The organism is Flavobacterium sedimenticola (assembly GCF_030053345.1).
GTDB classification, from domain to species: domain Bacteria; phylum Bacteroidota; class Bacteroidia; order Flavobacteriales; family Flavobacteriaceae; genus Flavobacterium; species Flavobacterium sedimenticola.
This window is the reverse complement of sequence record NZ_JASGBP010000008.1, coordinates 38,300-57,453: the sequence shown is the minus strand read 5'-3', so window position 1 is coordinate 57,453 and position 19,154 is coordinate 38,300. Positions and strand designations below refer to the sequence as shown.

Here is a 19,154-nt window from a genome sequence, read left to right as displayed (position 1 = left end):
CTGCCTACTGACCCGCTAACTATTCTTTTATCGCTTTTACCAGCACTTTATCAATCTTAACGCCATCCATATCGATGACTTCTATTTCAAACTTGTTCCAGATAAGTTTTTCACCGGTCGTTGGAATATTTCCCAATTCGGTCATAATTAAACCGCTTACTGTGGTGACGTCGTAATCGTTGATGAGTTCATCCATATCGAAATACGTCAGGAAATCGTGCAACGAATAATGGCCGTCTACCAGCCAAGTGCCGTCTTCCCGAGCAATGAGTTTAAACTCGTCTTCGTAAAAATCGGCCGCATCGCCCACCAAGGCTTCCAAAATATCGTTCAACGTGATAATCCCTTGAAAAACACCGTATTCATCGGTCACCAAAGCATAATGCACTTTCGATTTTTTAAAATTCTCTAAGGCTTTATAGGCTGAAGTATGTTCGATAAGATAAACCGGATCTTTAGTAATGCTTTTCAAATCGAATGGTCCTTTTTCAAAAGCGGTGAATAAATCTTTGAGCAACACTATACCGACCACATCGTCTAAATTTTCCTGGCATACCGGATACACCGAATGCAATTCGTCTAACACTTTGGCCTTGATTTCTTCGATAGTGTCATCAAGAGACAAATACACGATAGATTTACGATGTGTCATGAGCGAATTCACTTTGCGATCGCCGATATGAAACACGCGCTCTACAATGTCTTGCTCTATTTCCTGTACTTCTCCGCCTTCGGTTCCTTCTTTGATGATCGCTTTGATTTCTTCCTCGGTGACTTTACCATCAGCAGTAGGTTTGATTTTGAAGACATCCAAAATAAACTCGGTTGATACGGTAAGCAGCCAAATGAACGGCATGGTTACTATGGAAATCATTTTCATCGGAACCGCCACTGCTTTGGCGATGGCTTCGGGATAATTAAGTCCGATTCTTTTGGGCAATAGTTCGCCCAAGACCAAAGAGAAAAAAGTTAAAATCACCACTACAATACCCACGGCCAATGTTTCGGAATACGGTTTTAACGCTGCATATCCTTCTACAAAAAGCTTTACATCGGCGGTAATTTTGTCTCCCGAATAAATACCGGTTAAAATCCCGATAAGAGTAATCCCGATTTGTACTGTAGACAAAAACTTATTCGGCGCATTAGCCAATTCTAAAGCAACTTTGGCATTGGTATTTCCTTTTTTGGCTGCCGTTTCCAAACGATTTTTGCGCGCCGAAATCAATGCGATTTCCGACATCGAAAAAACGCCGTTGAGCAGAATTAAAAAAAGAATAATCAGTAGTTCCATTTGTTATTGGCTGCGAGTTTTGGTTTTGTAAGGTTGCGGGTTCAACTCGACCCGAGCAAAGCGAATTGGCGTAGCAAACACGCAACTCGAAACTTATAAAGTGTCAAATACGTTCGTTAATCTTGCCGTTACTTCCTCAATCGTTCCGATACCGTTTACGGCGTGAAATTTACCTTGTGCTTTGTAAAAATCCATCAAAGGCGCTGTTTTTTCATTGTATTCCTGATAGCGGTTGCGGATTTTTTCTTCGTCCTGATCGTCGGGTCTGCCCGAAGTTTTCCCTCGTTCCAACAAACGAGCCACCAAGATATTATCATCGGCCTCTAAAGCCACCGTGGCGGTAATTTCTTGATTTTTGGTAGCCAAAAAAGCGTCTAAAGCCTCGGCTTGGGCAATCGTTCTGGGAAAACCGTCAAATAAAAAACCGGCCGATTGCGGGTTTTTGTCGACTTCGCTTTGCAACATTTGTATTGTTACTTCATCGGGTACCAGATCGCCTTTGTCCATGTAGGTTTTGGCCAACAATCCTAATTCGGTATTGTTTTTAATATTGAATCGGAAAATATCTCCGGTAGACAAATGGGTGAGGTTGTATTTTTCTTTTAAAAATTCAGCTTGAGTACCTTTTCCGGCACCCGGTTTTCCGAAAAGAACGATATTAATCATTTTGTAAAAGTTATATGTTGTAAGTTGTATGTTATAAGTTATTGTGTTGTGAGTTGTGAGTTGTTGATTAAATCATAGTTAGGGGGTCGTGTACCAAATTTTAACCTAGAACCTACAACAAAATTATTGTGCTAATTGGTAAATATCCGGCAAGTTTCTTCCCAAACCGTCGTAGTCCAAACCATAACCTACGATAAATTTGTCGGGAATTCGGATGCCGACATAGTCGATTTTAATTTCCTTTTTATACGCTTCGGGTTTGAAAAACAGGGTAGCAATTTTTAAGTGCTTTACCTTCTTTTCTTTGAGCATGGTTTTGAGTACTTCGATGGTGTTTCCGGTATCGATAATATCTTCTACAATCACCACGGTTCTTCCTTCCAGATTGTGATTTAAGCCGATAAGTTCTTTTACTTCATTGGTGGTTTGCGTTCCTTCGTAAGACGCCATTTTAACGAAACTCACTTCACACATGCCGCGGTATTTTTTCATTAAGTCGCTCAACACCATAAAAGAGCCGTTTAAAACTCCGATAAAAACAGGTACTTCATCAAAAAAATCATCATCCATTTGCTTGGCCATGTTAGCAATAGCAAAATCAATTTCTTCCGAAGAAATAAAGGGTTCAAAAGTTTTGTCGTGAAGGTGTATCATGATTTTCGGAATTTAAATAAGCTGCAAATTTAAAGAAGTATTAAGTATTAAGGACTAAGTATTAGTACTTTTTTGCAAATTAGATATATTTACGAAATGAATACCGCCTATTACCATTCGATTGCCAACAGCACTGCTCATCGAAAAAGTCGCGATGACCATAAAGATTTTGTTTTGAGTCATCCCGAGTATTTGAAAGACTTGGTGGAAATAGGATTGAACACCCAAGACAAAAACCACCACAAAGCCTGTTGGATTTTAGAGTTGGTATGGGAAGAACGTCTCGAGCTAATCAGGCCTTTTTTGGATGATTTTTGCCATACCTTGTCGAATGTTACCTCGGATTCCGCCATCCGTTCATTGTCGAAAATTTGCTTGTTTTTGGCTCAAAACAAAACCTTAACCCTAACCGAAACCCAAGAAGAACAAATCGTTGAAGCCTGCTTGGATTGGCTTATTCAAACCGATAAAGCCGCGAACGCCGCCTACAGCATGAGAGCGCTGTATTATTTCGGAAAAAAACAGCCTTGGATACACGAAGAATTGAAGCATATAGTATCTCGGGAATTTGTGAATCAAACACCCGGTTATCGCTCGGCTGTGAAAGACCTTTTAAAACGATTGCGATAGTTTTACGGAATACTTATCTTTGTGCCAACAACTACAACAACACAGCATGAACTATTTCTCGTCCGATTTTAAACTCGGTATCCTCGGTGGCGGACAATTAGGCAAAATGATTTTGTCTGAAACCCGAAAATTTGACATTCAAACCTACATTCTCGATTCGAGTAAAGAAGCACCATCACAATTCGGTGCAACCCAATTTTATGTGGGAAGTCTCATGGATTTTGACACGGTATACCAATTTGGCAAACGGGTCGACTTATTGACCATTGAAATCGAAAATGTCAATTTGGATGCGTTAGACCAATTGGAATCGGAAGGCTTACCGGTTTTTCCATCGTCCAAAACGCTGCGCCTTATTCAAAATAAAGGCAAACAGAAGGATTTTTACGTGGCCAATAATATTCCCACTTCACCGCATCAACGATTTGTAGACTTAAAGGCATTAAAAGATGCCGTCACATCGAGCACAGTCGAGATGCCGTTTGTTTGGAAAGCGGCCCAATTTGGCTACGACGGTAACGGAGTAAAAATAGTACGCTCGGCCATAGATTTACACAATCTACCGGAAGCAGAATGCATCGCAGAGCAAATGGTTCCTTTCAAAAATGAATTGGCAGTGATTGTGGCGCGATCGGTTTCCGGTGAAATCAAAACGTATCCGGTGGTGGAAATGGAATTCCACCCCGAAGCCAACCAAGTGGAATACGTCATTTGTCCGGCACGTATTGATGAGAAAGTAGCCCAAAAAGCTACTGATATCGCCTTACAAGTGTCGCAAGCCTTCAACCATGTGGGTCTGTTAGCCGTAGAAATGTTCCAAACCGAAGATGATGAAATTCTGGTAAACGAAGTCGCACCCAGACCACACAACTCCGGTCATTACAGCATAGAAGCCAGTTACACCTCGCAGTTCGAAAATCATTTGCGCGCGATTTTAAATTTGCCTTTGGGAAGCACGGTGAGTAAAGTCGCCGGAATTATGGTAAATTTGGTTGGCGAAGAAGGGTATTCCGGACCGGTGGTTTACCAAAACATCGAAAAAATCTTGGCAATTGACGGTGTTACACCTCACATTTACGGCAAACGCGAAACGCGACCCTTCCGAAAGATGGGACATGTGACTATCGTCAATGAAAATATGATTGAAGCCAGAAAGATTGCGGAAGAAGTGAAAAATAGTATTAGAGTGATCAGTGTTCAGTGATCAGTGTTCAGTCGCAGTTGGTAGTTAAAATTACAACAACTTGAAACATTAAACTTGAAACAAAAAATAAAATGAGTAAAGTAGCCATCATCATGGGTTCGAAATCGGATTTACCGGTTATGCAGGAAGCCATCGACATCTTAAACGGATTTGACATCGAAACGGAAGTCGACATCGTTTCCGCACACCGAACCCCCGAAAAATTATTCGAGTTCAGCAAAAATGCCCACCACCGCGGCATTTCGGTGATTATTGCCGGTGCCGGCGGTGCCGCCCATTTACCGGGTATGGTCGCTTCTATGAGTCCGTTACCGGTGATTGGCGTTCCCGTAAAATCGAGCAATTCCATCGACGGTTGGGATTCGGTTTTGTCAATTTTACAAATGCCGGGCGGCATTCCTGTAGCGACAGTAGCTTTAAACGGCGCCAAAAATGCCGGTATCTTAGCCGCACAAATCATCGGAAGTCACGACAAATGCGTACTCGATAAAATCATCTTCTACAAAGAAAGTTTAAAAGAAGCCGTGCATAAATCTTCGGAGGAACTGAAAAAATAATATTTTTTAGGAGCTGTTTCCCGCTTTCCACAGTATCTCTTCGAGGATACTTGCTCCACACGAACGAAGTGACTGCCGAAGGAATCGGGGCTATAAAACATTTAGCATAAAACACATGAAAATCTTAACCTCAACATTCCACACCAAACACAATACGGCGCCATTCTCCCAAATCAGAATTGAGGATTACCAACCGGCGTTTGAAGAAAGCATTGCCAAAGCCCGAGCCGAAATCGATGCCATAACCCACAATCCGGAAGCGCCAACCTTTGAAAATACCATCGAAGCCTTGGATTTTGCCGGACAAGCCTTAGACCGATTGTCATCTATTTTCTTCAACTTAAATTCGGCTGAGACGTGCGACGAAATGCAAAAAATCGCCCAAGACGTTTCGCCTTTATTGACGGCTTTTGGCAACGACATTACCTTAAACGAAGATTTATTCCAAAGAGTGAAAGCTGTTTACGATCAAAAAGACCGTTTGAATTTAACGCCGGAACAAGCCACTTTACTCGATAAAAAATACAAAAGCTTCACCCGAAACGGGGCGTTGCTTTCGGAAGATAAAAAGGAAATTTTACGTGAAATCGACAAAACCTTAGCCAAACTCAAACTCACTTTCGGTGAAAATGTGTTGGCCGAAACCAACAGTTACAAATTGCACATTTCCAACGAAGCCGATTTAAAAGGGTTACCCGATGGCGCCAAAGAAATGGCCCGTTCCTTAGCCAAAGCCGATGATTTAGACGGCTGGCTGTTCACTTTAGATTTCCCGAGTTATTTGCCGTTTGTAACCTATATAGACAACCGCGAATTGCGCAAAGAAATGGCCCTGGCCGCCGGTAAAAAAGCCTTTCAGGAAAACGATTACGACAATCAGGAAAACGTGAAAAACATTGTGAAATTGCGTCACGAAAGAGCCCAATTATTAGGCTACGAATCGCATGCGCATTTTGTATTGGAAGAACGTATGGCACAAAATCCGGAGAAAGTACAATCGTTTTTGAATGATTTACTGGAAAAAGCCAAACCGGCAGCCCAAAAAGAATTTGCCGAACTGACTGCATTCGCGAAGGAATTAGACGGATTAGAAAGTTTGGAAAAATGGGACGGCGCGTACTATTCGGAAAAATTGAAACAAAAACTATTCAGTTTAGACGATGAGCTATTAAAACCGTATTTCCAATTGGAGAACGTGTTAAACGGTGCGTTTACGGTGGCAGAAAAATTGTTCGGCATTACCTTCAAAGAAGTATTTGATATTGACACCTACCACAAAGACGTACAAACTTTTGAAGTATTGGATTTTGAAGGCCAATTGGTGGCCGTTTTCTATGCCGATTTCTTCCCGAGAAAGGGGAAACGCAATGGCGCTTGGATGACGTCGTTCAAACCGCAATACATCAAAAACGGTGTCAACGAAAGACCTCATGTTTCCATTGTATGCAATTTTACACCACCTACCGAAACCAAACCTTCCCTTTTAACCTTTAATGAGGTAACGACTTTGTTTCACGAATTCGGGCATGCGTTGCACGGGATGTTAGCCAATACGACGTATCCGAGTTTATCAGGAACCTCGGTGTATTGGGATTTTGTGGAATTGCCGAGTCAGATTATGGAAAACTGGTGTTACGAACCGGAAGCCTTGGCCTTGTTTGCCCAACATTACCAAACCGGTGAAGTTATTCCGCAAGAGTATGTCGATAAAATCAAGGAAAGCGCCAGCTTTTTGGAAGGCATGGCTACGTTACGCCAATTGAGTTTCGGGATTTTAGACATGGCGTATCACGCCAAAGCACAAACGATAGATCAGGTAAAAGATTTTGAAAAACAAGCTATGGCCATTGCTACTTTGTATCCGGATGTGGCGGAGAATTGTATGAGTACTTCTTTTTCGCATATTTTCCAAGGCGGTTATTCTTCGGGCTATTACAGTTATAAATGGGCGGAAGTATTAGATGCCGATGCCTTTGCGTATTTCCAGGAGAAAGGGATTTTCAACCCGGAAGTCGCCACCAAATTCAAAGACAACGTACTCTCGAAAGGCGGTACCGAATTGCCGATGGAATTGTACAAGCGTTTCCGTGGGCAAGAACCGAAACCGGAAGCTTTGTTAAAACGCGCCGGATTGATTTAGACTACTTAGACCGTTAGACAAGTTAGAATAATTAGAAACCGGAGTTAAGGCTTCGGTTTTTTTGGTACTCCGGGGTGCGCGTTAGCGATTGAAGCGGTATCCTTTTGTTTTGTCATGCTGAGCTTGTCGAAGCACAAAACAAAAGATTAAGCGAAAAGCGCGGCCCAAAGGACACGAGGCTGGAAGCCGACTGTTCGAAGGGAAACGCCCTAATCTTTTTAAAACAAAAAAGCCACCTTGCGGTGGCTTTCTTTATGAGGAAAAACTCGATTTAGTTTTTCATAATTTTAAGGGTTCTTGAACCATTTTCAGCTTGTACTTTTACAAAGTACGTACCGGCGGCCAAGCGAGCCATATCGATACTTGTGGTAATCGCATTCACATTTTGCGTCGCGATTTTTTGCCCCAACGTATTGAAGATTTCGATAGAAGCAATCGTTCCGTTGTATTCCACATGCAACACATTAGTCACCGGATTCGGATAGTATTGTAATCCGGCCAAGTTGAATGAGTCATTTCCTAAAGTTACGGTTACAGTCACCGCCAAAGCCGTGATGCTGCGACAACCTTCCACTGACGTTTGTACCGCGTAATAGGTTGCTCCATTCACTAATTGCGTAGTAGAAGCCAATTCGTTTACATCGTCTATAGCATCTTCTTCGGAAGCATACCATTGGATGTTGTTTCCAACAGCAACCAAGTCGGCCACAGTGGCATCAGCCAAATCCGTTACTTCAAAAGTCTGTACCGCATCACCGGTTGGTGCCGGAGACGGATTTACAGTGATATCAACAGTATCTTCGGTATAACATCCGGTTACCGGGTTGGTTCCTCTAACGGTATACGTGGCAGAAGCCGAAGGGCTAACAGTGACACTGTTCCCGGTTAAAGCACCCGGGTTCCAAGTCCACGTTAAGTTACCGGCTCCGGTAGAACCCACTTGCCCGGCTAATATTACATTCAAACGTTGCGTAGAAGTAGCCGGCGTTACTGAACCTGCCGTTACCAAATTTTGGATGCTATTCGTAGCCAAAGTAGTACTGGTTACTGCTGAAATCGTCATTGCCCCCGCCGTTGCAGTGTAATAAGTAATAGCATTATTGATACTGTCAGCACCGGTTTGTCTGATATCAACAACTATGTTAGAAGTACCATCCCAAACATAAGGGGTGTCAAATACAATCGTATTTACCCCTACGCTGTGTGCGTAAGTTGCTGGCCCGTACACCGTTGACAATCCTGTAGTTACAAAAGACGTAAGTGTTGTGTTGGTTGTTGTACCGATGCGAATCGCAAAGTTGCCCACATTCGCTCCGTCACCTAAAGTAGTGGTAGTGTAAGCGATAGACGTGATGTTACCTGCTTTCAATCCTAAAGCTTGCAATTCGGCGGCTGTGAATACCGTTTGGTTCCAATATTGTGCCCAACGGTTACAGAAAGCGGTTGGCTGTGTAGTTGCACCGGTTAAAGTGGTGGCAGTTCCTACATTGATGGTTCCCGGAACAGTCGTCTCAGTTAACGCAGTCAAAGTAGTTGATGAACCTTCACAGAATACGGTATTGGTTGCTGAAGCATTGACAACCGGGTTCGGATTGATAGTAACGGTTAAGTCGGTCGTTTCAACACAAGAAGCTCCGGAAGATTGTGACGCTGTCAAAGTATAAACCGTAGTCGTTGCAGGATTGAAAACCCATCCGTTTGTGGCATCTCCGCTCACTCCGGTAGCCGGAGACCAAACATAGGTATCGTAATCAGCACCACCGGTTGCTATAGTAACAGCAGCACTCGAATCGCCTGAACAAACCGCTGCAGTACTGTTAGTACTCAAAGCCAATGTCGGCGGAGCAGTTACCGTAGCTACGACTTCAGTTCTTGCTGAAGTACAAACACTGCTGTATTTTAAATCGTAAAAATAGTAGTAGTTGGCCGTAGTGGTTCCTCCCCATTCAGAAGAAACTACATTTAGGACACCATCAGTTCCGTTATATGGAAAAGTAACGCCTGCGTTATCGCGTATTAAACTAGCACCTGACGTCGCTTTGATCAAAATACGATATCCGTTGCCGGCAGGTACTGCAAAATTCAACGGTATGATGTTAGGTGTAGTAGTTCCTCCTGCCACGACAGCTACATCACCGGTAGCATACAACTCTGTCAAAGCAGCGTTTGTTACCTTGATATTTACTGTTCCGACAGCTGTTGAATATACGGCAACACTTTGCAATTGTACCGGTGCAGTGGCATTGAAAACAATTCCCCAATTATTGAAAGTAGAAGCAGTTGCAGCCGGTGCCGGTGCCGCTTTACCACTTGTTTGGGTCGCTCCCAATGAAGAAGCTTCCGCATAGTAAGAGGTGGTACTCGTGATTGAAGGAGTTGTAAAAGTATTCCCTGTTCCCAGCGCATTGCCACCGGTAGCAGCAGCATACCACTTGATGGTTCCTTCATTGGAAGCAGCCGCTAATGCCACTGTGCCTTGTCCGCAAACCGAGCCCGGAGTAGTCCCTGTAATAACCGGAGGATTACAAGGTGTAGTGAAAGAAACCGTTGCAGAGGTCCAGATACTTGTGGTTCCTGAACCACAATTACTTCTCACCCATACATAATAAGTAGTCGTTGGATCCAAACTAGACACGGAAGCACTAATATTGCCTGCGGTTACATTCCCTGTTGGCGTGGTTCCTGCCGTAGGAGCGACGTTTGTAGTCGACACATAATAATCATACCCATCGGTTGGGTTTGATGTAGAAGCCGTCCAATTCAATGTTGCTGTAAAAGGTGAATTGGCCGTGGCCGTTAACCCTGATGGTGGCAAGCAAGACGGTTGTGCAATTACAGTCAGTTTGTAATCTTCAGCCTCTGTTCTGGTATTGGTACTAGCACAAGCATCGGGTGCAATGGCATTGAAGTCAATTCTGACTCTCATGCGGTAGTCTCCAAGTGCTGTTCCGTTAGGCACAGTAAAACTTCCGGTTTGATTAAATCCGTAAGCTGTAGTAACAAATACTCTTTCAGTGGTGTTATCAAAAATCAAATCGTTATTCCAGTCTACCCAAATGCTGGTTCCAACTGAACCGCCTACAATATCAGAGGCAAAGTTGATGGTTCCTGTTGCATACTGACTTACTGTAGCCGTATCAAAATTATTTTGATATCCGCCGGTAGTATACCCTGAGCCTAAATTTGAAATATTGGTGGCACCTCCTGTCGTGGAGAAATTATTTATGTAGGAAGCATTTGACGTTGACGAAGGTATACAGTAACCGGTAAAAAACGTTACTGAAGCCCATGAACTAAAGTCACCTGCACCACAACTTGACCTTATATAATAGGTATAACTTGTATTGGCCGATAACCCATTTAGATTCGCAGACACTGTTCCAAGAGCATGTACACCACTTGATACCAATCCGGTGGCTCCGCTTCCGGCAGCACCACTGGTTCTGAGCTCATACTCATAACCTTGAGATGGAGCTGATGCAGGTGCCGTCCAGTTTACCACAGCCGAAGCTAAGGTTACTGAACCCGCATTTAAGGCTGTTGGGGCAAAACATGTAGGAACCACTGCAGTAAGTGAGATATTATCCAACGACGCCGGTGGATTTGTTCCTCCACTACCATCATTTTTCCATACAAACACCAAACGTTTGGTCGCACCGGAAACATACGCCAACTGGGCAGCCGTAAATGAATACGTTACCGCAGTTGTTGTGGTTGGAACGGCTGTTCCGTTGCGCTGTAATAAATAATATCCGGTTGTTCCGTTGGTATAACCAGTCCAACCCGTAGTAGTTGTGTTGGTAGTGGTTGGTCCGGCAGTGGTTGGTGTTATAGAGGTATCCATTACATACACCAATAAGTTATCCCAATTACCGTCGTTACCATTTGCTCTCCAATCAAAATTTAAAGTGACGGAAGTGGCACCGGCAGGAAACGTGATATCTCTGTAAAAAGAAGGACGAGAAATAGAACTGTTAGTGTAAGCCCATGAGATTCCCGCATCATTCGAAACATAAGCACCTGCAGTACCCGAGAACCATCCCGGCACTGTTCCCACACTCCAATTATTTGGAGTAGCATTCACCGTTGTCCATCCGTTAGCTGCAAAAGTAGATCCGTTTTCAAATCCACCCTCAGCATTGGGATTAATCAAGACCGTTTGTGCATTGATGCTTTGTCCTATCAACAATACAGCAAAGGTCAAAAAAGAAAAAATGCTCTTCGAGGTCGGGGGCAATTGCCATCGAGAACATTTAGAAAAAGTAAGTTTTTTCATGCAATAAAAAGATTTGGTTAATAGGGCTAATATACTGCTTTTTAAGAGGAAAAAAAACAAAACCAAAAGCTTTAACCATTTTAACTTTGGATAATTAATAAAAACAAAGATTTAACACATTATTGTTCAACTAAAGTTAAAAATGCTGTATATTATTCACTTTCTTAGTATTTAGAGCCTATTAAAGAATCAAGAAAAGTCTTAAACCAATACTGTATTTTATATAATAATTCTTATAAAAACTTAACCCCATGAACCTTATTATTTGTTAATTTTTATTGCTTTAACCAGGAAAGCGTGATACAAGAAAACACTAAATGTGATAATTAGGAAATGATCTAAGAACAACCATAAATCCATCACTCGAAACCAACTATATACCCAAGTGCTTAACAAACCCACAGTCAGCAGCATGGTGTTTTGAAAATACACTACACTCTTTTTGTGAACCATAAACACCAATAAAATAATAAGCAGCAACACCCGATTGACCACTCCCGCAAAAAGCAAAGCCGCCACGGTGTAACCGATAAATACGCCAACCATAGTGTCAAGAAATGCAGGCCAAAGGAAGAGTATTGACAGTGTCCACGCTAAAGTCAGCATACTGAATCTCAATACGGTAAATTGACACCCGAAAAAAAACACAACGTTATTCATAAACTATCCGAGTGAGAGTAACAAAATCATCCAGACTATCGGTATACTCTCTACCCAAAAAGCACTATAGTACTTTGATCTTTGTTCATTTGCAAGCAGCAGAAACAGCATGACGGTTACAGCAATCCCTGTTTTCAAAACAAATACAGTGGGATTGAAATGCACGAACAAAAATTCCAAACCAATAAAAAACAGCATCAAAAAAAGGCCCAACTTTTTGGTTCTACTCACTCCAATTTGTTGCGGCACGGTCTGCAAATGCGGATCATCTTCTTTAAGGTCTATAATTTCAAAAATCAAGATTAACACAAAAATCAAAATAAAACGTTGCACGCCAACGATAAAGACTTCTGTTGAAAATGAGAGTCCGGCATTGATGATTGGTAAAAACAATGTCACTCCTACCCAACACACAGCTACTATGTAAATTTTAACTCCGGCCCAGTTTCTGGCATTTTTGGCATTTGGAAAGAATGGCAACGTGTATAATAGTGTCAATATTAAAAATACCACCGCGATAATTTTAGTAATTTGTGCCAATTGCAAAAAATAAAATACCGCACCCAAAAAAGACACCAAGCTCAACAAAGCAATGGCTTTCAAGGAAGAACTCACTCTTTTTTTTTGAGTGCGCACCAAAGCGTCATACTTAACAAAATTATAGGCCGATATGGTCCCGAAAAAAGCAAAATACGCACAAGCCTGAATTTCAGAAATACCAAACAAAAATCCGGTCATTCGGACTAAAGCATATACTGACAATGCTACATGAATACTGCTGCCAATATAAAAATCGAGGACTTGTTTTACATACCGCATACCTCAAAAATAGTAAAACTGTTAACAACAACCCTTTTCGGTTGAAAAATTATCAAAAATTGACATCCTTTTAACCAAAAAATAAGAGTTTAATAATTACTTTTGTTGCGTTAAAAATCACAACCGATCCGCATCGGTTAAAACACAACTAAACACCTTTAGAAGCAACAATTTAATGAGAACAGACGCCTTTGCATTACGCCACATAGGTCCGCGTGAAAGCGACCTCAACCACATGTTCAAAACCATTGGAGTTGAAAATTTTGACCAACTCATCTACGAAACCATACCGGATGACATTCGCTTGAAAAGCGATTTGAATTTGGACGCTCCGATGACCGAATACGAATACCTGACACATATTCAGGAATTGGGTAAAAAAAATAAAGTATTCAAATCCTATATCGGTTTGGGCTATCACCCAACCATTGTCCCGGCTGTTATTCAACGAAACATTTTTGAAAACCCGGGTTGGTATACCGCTTATACGCCGTATCAAGCTGAAATTGCACAAGGCCGTTTGGAAGCCATTTTGAATTTCCAAACTACGGTTATCGAATTAACCGGAATGGAAATTGCCAATGCTTCGTTGTTAGACGAAGGAACTGCGGCAGCAGAAGCCATGGCTTTATTATTTGATGTTCGCACTCGTGATCAAAAAAAGAATAACGCCAATAAATTCTTCGTTTCTGAAGAAATTTTACCGCAAACCCTGTCGGTTTTGCAAACCCGCTCCACCCCGATTGGTGTGGAATTGGTGGTTGGCAACCACGAAACTTTTGATTTTTCGAATGACTATTTCGGAGCCATTTTACAGTATCCCGGAAAATACGGTCAGGTAAATGATTACAGCGGATTTATCGCTAAAGCGAAATCGGCTGATATCAAAGTAGCGGTAGCCGCCGATATTTTGGCCTTAGCCAAATTAACGCCACCCGGAGAAATGGGTGCCGATGTAGTGGTAGGAACGACGCAGCGTTTTGGTATTCCAATGGGCTACGGTGGTCCGCACGCGGCTTATTTTGCGACCAAAGAAGAATACAAACGCTCTATGCCGGGCAGAATTATCGGTGTTACCATCGACACCAACGGCAATCGTGCTTTGCGTATGGCTTTGCAAACCCGTGAACAACATATCAAACGTGAAAAAGCGACTTCTAACATTTGTACCGCTCAGGTTTTATTGGCGGTAATGGCCGGAATGTATGCCGTATACCACGGACCAAAAGGGTTGCAATACATCGCCAACAAAGTACACGCTTCGGCCGTAACTTTGGCGGAAGCTTTAAATAAATTAGGCGTTTACCAAACCAACTCGGCTTTCTTTGACACCATTTTGGTGAAAGCTGATGCCGCTAAAGTGAAAGCCATCGCTGAGAAAAATGAAGTTAACTTCTTCTATGCCGATGCAGAAACCATTTCCATCTCCATAAACGAAACGACTTCGATAGCCGATTTGAATCAAATCATTACCATTTTTGCAGAAGCAACCGGCAAAGAAGCATTCGTAATTTCGGACTTGAATACCAACACTAATTTCCCGGCTTCATTAGAAAGAACCACCACATTCCTGCAACATGAAGTCTTCAACAACCATCATTCTGAATCCCAGTTGATGCGTTATATCAAAAAATTAGAACGCAAAGATTTGTCGCTTAACCATTCGATGATTTCGTTGGGTTCCTGCACGATGAAACTCAATGCCGCAGCCGAAATGTTGCCTTTATCTATGGCAAATTGGAACAGTATACACCCGTTTGCCCCTGTAGAGCAAGCCGAAGGGTATATCACCATGCTGAAAAAATTGGAGCAACAGCTAAATGTTATTACCGGATTTGCCGGCACTACATTACAACCGAACTCAGGTGCACAAGGCGAATACGCCGGTTTAATGGCCATCCGTGCTTACCATTTATCCCGTGGAGATAACCACCGAAATGTATGTTTGATTCCGGCTTCGGCACACGGAACCAATCCGGCTTCGGCGGCAATGGCCGGCATGCACATCATTGTGACGAAAACCATGGAAAACGGCAATATTGATGTCGAAGATTTGAGAGCAAAAGCTATCGAACACGCGGCGAACTTATCGTGTTTGATGGTGACTTATCCTTCTACACATGGTGTTTTTGAAAGTGCTATTTGCGAAATCACAAAAATCATTCACGACAACGGTGGTTTAGTGTATATGGATGGTGCCAATATGAATGCTCAGGTTGGTTTGACCAATCCGGCCACCATTGGAGCCGATGTTTGTCACCTCAACTTACACAAAACGTTTGCCATTCCTCACGGCGGTGGCGGACCGGGTGTGGGTCCTATTTGTGTAAACGAAAAATTAGTTCCGTTTTTACCGACCAACCCTATTATTAAAGTGGGCGGTGACCAAGCCATCACTGCCATTTCAGCAGCACCGTACGGTTCGGCTTTAGTCTGTTTGATTTCCTATGGTTACATCACCATGTTGGGTGCCGAAGGGCTGAAAAAATCGACAGAGCACGCTATCTTGAACGCCAATTATATGAAAACCCGCTTGGAAGCGCACTACCCGATTTTGTATACGGGAGAATGTGGTCGTGCGGCTCACGAGATGATTTTAGATTGCCGTTCGTTTAAACAAAACGGTATCGAAGTAACCGATATTGCCAAACGTTTGATGGATTACGGCTTCCATGCCCCAACGGTTTCTTTCCCGGTAGCCGGTACGTTGATGGTGGAACCAACCGAATCAGAAGATTTAGCCGAGTTGGATCGTTTTTGTGATGCGCTGATTTCAATCAGAAAAGAAATTGACGCTGCTTCCGCTGATGACGCCAACAATGTATTAAAGAATGCGCCGCATACGTTGGCCATGTTAACTACAGACACTTGGACATTCCCATACACAAGAGAGCAAGCGGCTTATCCGTTAGACTATTTAACCGATAACAAATTTTGGCCAAGCGTTCGCCGAGTAGATGATGCTTATGGCGACCGAAACTTGGTTTGTTCTTGCGCACCGATTGAAGCGTATATGTAACCTATGAATGGCTAATACGAAAATCCCAAATTCTCCCGAAATGTCGGAATAGAGTTTGGGATTTTTACGTTAAAAAAAATGAAAGATTTTCAAACCCAAGACGACTTGTATTTACTCGTGGATGCGTTTTACAAAAAATTGTTGGCGGACAATTCCATTAGTTACATTTTCACTGATGTCGTCAAAATAAAACTTGAAGCGCATTTGCCCATCTTGGTCACGTTTTGGTCACAAGCCATTTTAGGTACCGGCGGCTATACCAAAAACCTGACACAAATTCATTTAGACGTCAATGCCAAATCCTATTTATCACCGGAATTGTTCGCTATTTGGCTTCGTCATTTTTACAATACTGTAGACGAAAACTTCAAAGGAGAAAAGGCCGAACAAATTAAAACCCAAGCATTAAGTATCGGAACGATTATGCAAGTTAAAATAAAAAACGAGAGGAGTTAACCTCTCGTTTCTTTTGTTATTGTTTGATAATCCTTTTTACAATTGAACCCGAATCGTTGGCTAGCTTGAGCACATAAATACCGGCTTGTAAATCTTGTACATTAATTAGATTACTATTTAGTTTATCCTTTCGTATCATTTGTCCCAAATGATTGTATAACTCATAACCGGTCAAAATTTCAACGTTACTTACTTGTAAAAAATCATTTGCCGGATTAGGGTAAACCACTACGTTTTGAAGCGAATTTTCAGGAGAACTCAGTGTCGTATCTACCACACAAATATTAAAACTTGAAGTTGTTATTGGAGTCGAATATTCATTTACCACTCGCACATAATACTCGTTCCCAACCGTATAAGCGCCATAAGTATATGTTTCGCCAGATCCATTGCCATTTGCATTTCTGCAATACACTAACGTTCCGTTACATCCTCCTTCATAAACTTGATAACCATTACTAACATCGACAACAGTGGACAATGAAATGGTCAAGGTGGCATTGGTTGCTGTAAACTTATACCAGACATCTTGTGATGGATTAGGCGAACACAGAAATATAGAACTCACACCATCTAAGGTTGAACCGCTTAAGGCTACCGTATTGGCGGTACAACTACTATTGGGCTGAATCGTGATAGCATTTGAACAATTATCATTTGCAGGCTGTGGATAGCTTTGCACACAAATCGTAAAAGTATTGATAGATGTGGTTGTAAAAGCATTAAAGACTCTGACAAAATAGGTTGTCCCTATTTCAAAGTTATTGAACAGAACACTCTCACTGGAACCACTGGCATTGTTGGAATTTCTACAAAGGAATGACAATCCGCTGCAATTACCAGTTAAAACTTCAAAGCCATTACTTATCCCCGAAGTTCCTGATAAATGAATCCCCATTGTTTTTTCAGTTGCTACAAAACTATACCAAACATCTTGAGATGCATCCGTGGCACATCCGGGAGCAGCATTAGTTATTGTCGCACCGGAAAATGTTCCTTCAACTGCATTACAAGAGGTTGAGGTATTCAAAACAATAGCATTGGCACAATTGTCATTGACCGGCGCCGGATAACTTTGCAAACAAATAGAGAATGTATTGGAAGAAGTTGCTATAAAAGCATTAAAAACTCGAATATAATAGGTGGTTCCTATTTCAAAGTTATTATACAGTAGACTTTCACCCGAACCCGTTGTATTATTAACATTCCTGCAAATGATTACGGATCCGTCACAACTCTCGGTTCTGACTTCAAACCCGTTACTGATTCCGGTGGTTCCAAATAAAACTATACCCATCATTTTCTCAGTAGCAACAAAACTATACCAAACATCCTGAGATGCATCCATGGCACAACTCGGTTTAGGTGTTGATATCGTTGCACCATTAAACGTGCCTTGAACCGTTGTACAAGATGAACCGGGAGTTAAGACTATGGCATTAGCACATAAATCATTTTGAGCATAAATTACTGTTGCACTAAACAAGGCTACTAAGAGAACGTAAAGTTTTTTCATTTCCATATTTTTTTTCAAAAGTAAAACAATCCAAATTATTTACAAAAACGAGAATAATTTATATTTTGTTAAAAAAAGACAGCAAAAAAAAACGAATTCGCAAAAATTAACAATTAACAAACAAAAATGTTAAATATCATTATTAAATCAATAATTTAGTACAACTATTACTTTACACATGAACATTAAAATTACCGGTTCCGGATGCTATATCCCGACCGAAATAGTGACCAATGCCGACTTTACCAAACATGTTTTTTTGAATGATGACGGCACCCCTTTTCCATTGCCTAACGAAGTCATTACCGAAAAGTTTTACGACATCACCGGAATTGAAGAACGGCGTTATGTGACCGATGATTTGTTGACTTCAGACATTGCTACTATCGCTGCCCAAAAAGCCATTGAAGATTCGGGTATTGATCCTGAAACGTTAGATTATATCATTTTCGCCCACAATTTCGGAAACGTTAAAAAAGGCGCCATTCAAACGGATATATTACCAAGCTTAGCTACCCGAGTAAAATTCGATTTGCGCATTAAAAATCCGAAATGTGTGGCCTATGACATGCTTTTTGGTTGTCCGGGATGGGTAGAAGGAGTCATCCAGGCGCAAGCATTTATCAAAGCCGGTATGGCCAAAAAATGCTTGGTCATTGGGGCCGAAACCTTATCACGCGTGGTGGATATGCACGACCGTGACAGTATGATTTATTCCGACGGCGCCGGCGCTACTGTTATTGAAGCCACAGAAGAAGCCGGCGGTATTCTGGCCCATGCCTCAGCTACTTTTACCTATGATGAAGCATACTACTTATTTTTCGGAAATTCATTCAACAAAGAACATGACCCCGATGTGCGTTACATCAAAATGCACGGTCGAAAAATATACGAGTTTGCTCTGAGTCAGGTACCGAAAGCCATGAAAGAATGTGTTGACGCCAGCGGAATAAGCATTAACAACATCAAAAAAGTCCTAATCCACCAAGCCAATGAGAAAATGGACGAAGCCATCATCCAACGCTTTTACAAATTGTTCGGACAAAAGACACCGGAAGGTATCATGCCCATGAGCATTCATAAATTAGGAAATTCGAGCGTAGCTACGGTTCCCACTTTATACGATTTATTGGTAAAAGGACAGTTGGAAGGACATTCGCTCCAAAAAGGCGATGTCATTTTGTTTGCTTCGGTAGGTGCCGGCATGAATGTAAATGCCGTTGTTTATCAAATGTAAAACATAAAAAAGTTGTAGTTTCAAAT

Annotated in this window: 14 protein-coding genes; 7 read left to right on the top strand and 7 right to left on the bottom strand. The window is 41.9% G+C overall.

Annotated features, from left to right (window positions below):
* Positions 1–19: 19 nt before the first annotated feature.
* The 3 genes from QHT84_RS11490 to hpt form a co-directional block, all read right to left on the bottom strand.
* A complete protein-coding gene (locus QHT84_RS11490) occupies positions 20–1,243 on the bottom strand; it encodes a hemolysin family protein (protein WP_407649245.1) in 1,224 nt (407 codons plus the stop codon).
* Positions 1,244–1,387: 144 nt separating this feature from the next.
* Positions 1,388–1,960 (bottom strand): adenylate kinase, encoded by a 573-nt coding sequence (locus QHT84_RS11485; RefSeq protein WP_283239714.1) that lies wholly within the window; start codon positions 1,958–1,960, stop codon positions 1,388–1,390.
* 123 nt (positions 1,961–2,083) lie between these two features.
* Positions 2,084–2,614, bottom strand: a complete 531-nt coding sequence (gene hpt / locus QHT84_RS11480) for a hypoxanthine phosphoribosyltransferase (protein ID WP_283239713.1) — start codon at positions 2,612–2,614, stop codon at positions 2,084–2,086.
* 96 nt (positions 2,615–2,710) lie between these two features.
* Between hpt and QHT84_RS11475 the strand changes: the two genes are divergently transcribed.
* The 4 genes from QHT84_RS11475 to QHT84_RS11460 all read left to right on the top strand — a co-directional run bounded on the left by QHT84_RS11475 (position 2,711) and on the right by QHT84_RS11460 (position 7,145).
* On the top strand, positions 2,711–3,244 hold the full coding sequence (locus QHT84_RS11475; RefSeq protein ID WP_283239712.1) for a hypothetical protein: 534 nt from the start codon (positions 2,711–2,713) through the stop codon (positions 3,242–3,244).
* Positions 3,245–3,290: 46 nt separating this feature from the next.
* Complete coding sequence (locus QHT84_RS11470) at positions 3,291–4,448, top strand: 5-(carboxyamino)imidazole ribonucleotide synthase (protein WP_283239711.1); 1,158 nt, start codon at positions 3,291–3,293, stop codon at positions 4,446–4,448.
* A 71-nt stretch (positions 4,449–4,519) separates the two neighbouring features.
* Positions 4,520–5,005, top strand: coding sequence for a 5-(carboxyamino)imidazole ribonucleotide mutase (gene purE, locus QHT84_RS11465; protein WP_283239710.1), 486 nt, complete (start codon positions 4,520–4,522; stop codon positions 5,003–5,005).
* Between the two features lie 115 nt (positions 5,006–5,120).
* Positions 5,121–7,145 carry a M3 family metallopeptidase gene (locus QHT84_RS11460; protein ID WP_283239709.1) on the top strand — a complete coding sequence of 675 codons (2,025 nt, stop codon included), beginning with the start codon at positions 5,121–5,123 and terminating at the stop codon, positions 7,143–7,145.
* Positions 7,146–7,416: 271 nt separating this feature from the next.
* Here QHT84_RS11460 and QHT84_RS11455 read toward each other — a convergent pair whose 3' ends face one another.
* The 3 genes from QHT84_RS11455 to QHT84_RS11445 form a co-directional block, all read right to left on the bottom strand.
* Positions 7,417–11,421 (bottom strand): Ig-like domain-containing protein, encoded by a 4,005-nt coding sequence (locus QHT84_RS11455; RefSeq protein WP_283239708.1) that lies wholly within the window; start codon positions 11,419–11,421, stop codon positions 7,417–7,419.
* 261 nt (positions 11,422–11,682) lie between these two features.
* A complete protein-coding gene (locus QHT84_RS11450) occupies positions 11,683–12,081 on the bottom strand; it encodes a hypothetical protein (RefSeq protein WP_283239707.1) in 399 nt (132 codons plus the stop codon).
* Between the two features lie 3 nt (positions 12,082–12,084).
* Positions 12,085–12,900 (bottom strand): UbiA prenyltransferase family protein, encoded by an 816-nt coding sequence (locus QHT84_RS11445; RefSeq protein WP_283239706.1) that lies wholly within the window; start codon positions 12,898–12,900, stop codon positions 12,085–12,087.
* A 175-nt stretch (positions 12,901–13,075) separates the two neighbouring features.
* Here QHT84_RS11445 and gcvP point away from each other — a divergent pair, with 175 nt between their 5' ends.
* Positions 13,076–15,919, top strand: a complete 2,844-nt coding sequence (gcvP, locus tag QHT84_RS11440; protein WP_283239705.1) for an aminomethyl-transferring glycine dehydrogenase — start codon at positions 13,076–13,078, stop codon at positions 15,917–15,919.
* A gap of 78 nt (positions 15,920–15,997) precedes the next feature.
* Complete coding sequence (locus QHT84_RS11435) at positions 15,998–16,375, top strand: group III truncated hemoglobin (protein ID WP_283239704.1); 378 nt, start codon at positions 15,998–16,000, stop codon at positions 16,373–16,375.
* Between the two features lie 16 nt (positions 16,376–16,391).
* On the opposite strand, the gene QHT84_RS11430 is transcribed toward QHT84_RS11435, so the two are convergent.
* A complete protein-coding gene (locus tag QHT84_RS11430) occupies positions 16,392–17,891 on the bottom strand; it encodes a T9SS type A sorting domain-containing protein (protein ID WP_283239703.1) in 1,500 nt (499 codons plus the stop codon).
* Between the two features lie 178 nt (positions 17,892–18,069).
* Between QHT84_RS11430 and QHT84_RS11425 the strand changes: the two genes are divergently transcribed.
* Positions 18,070–19,128, top strand: a complete 1,059-nt coding sequence (locus tag QHT84_RS11425) for a 3-oxoacyl-ACP synthase III family protein (protein ID WP_283239702.1) — start codon at positions 18,070–18,072, stop codon at positions 19,126–19,128.
* The last annotated feature ends 26 nt before the right edge of the window (positions 19,129–19,154 follow it).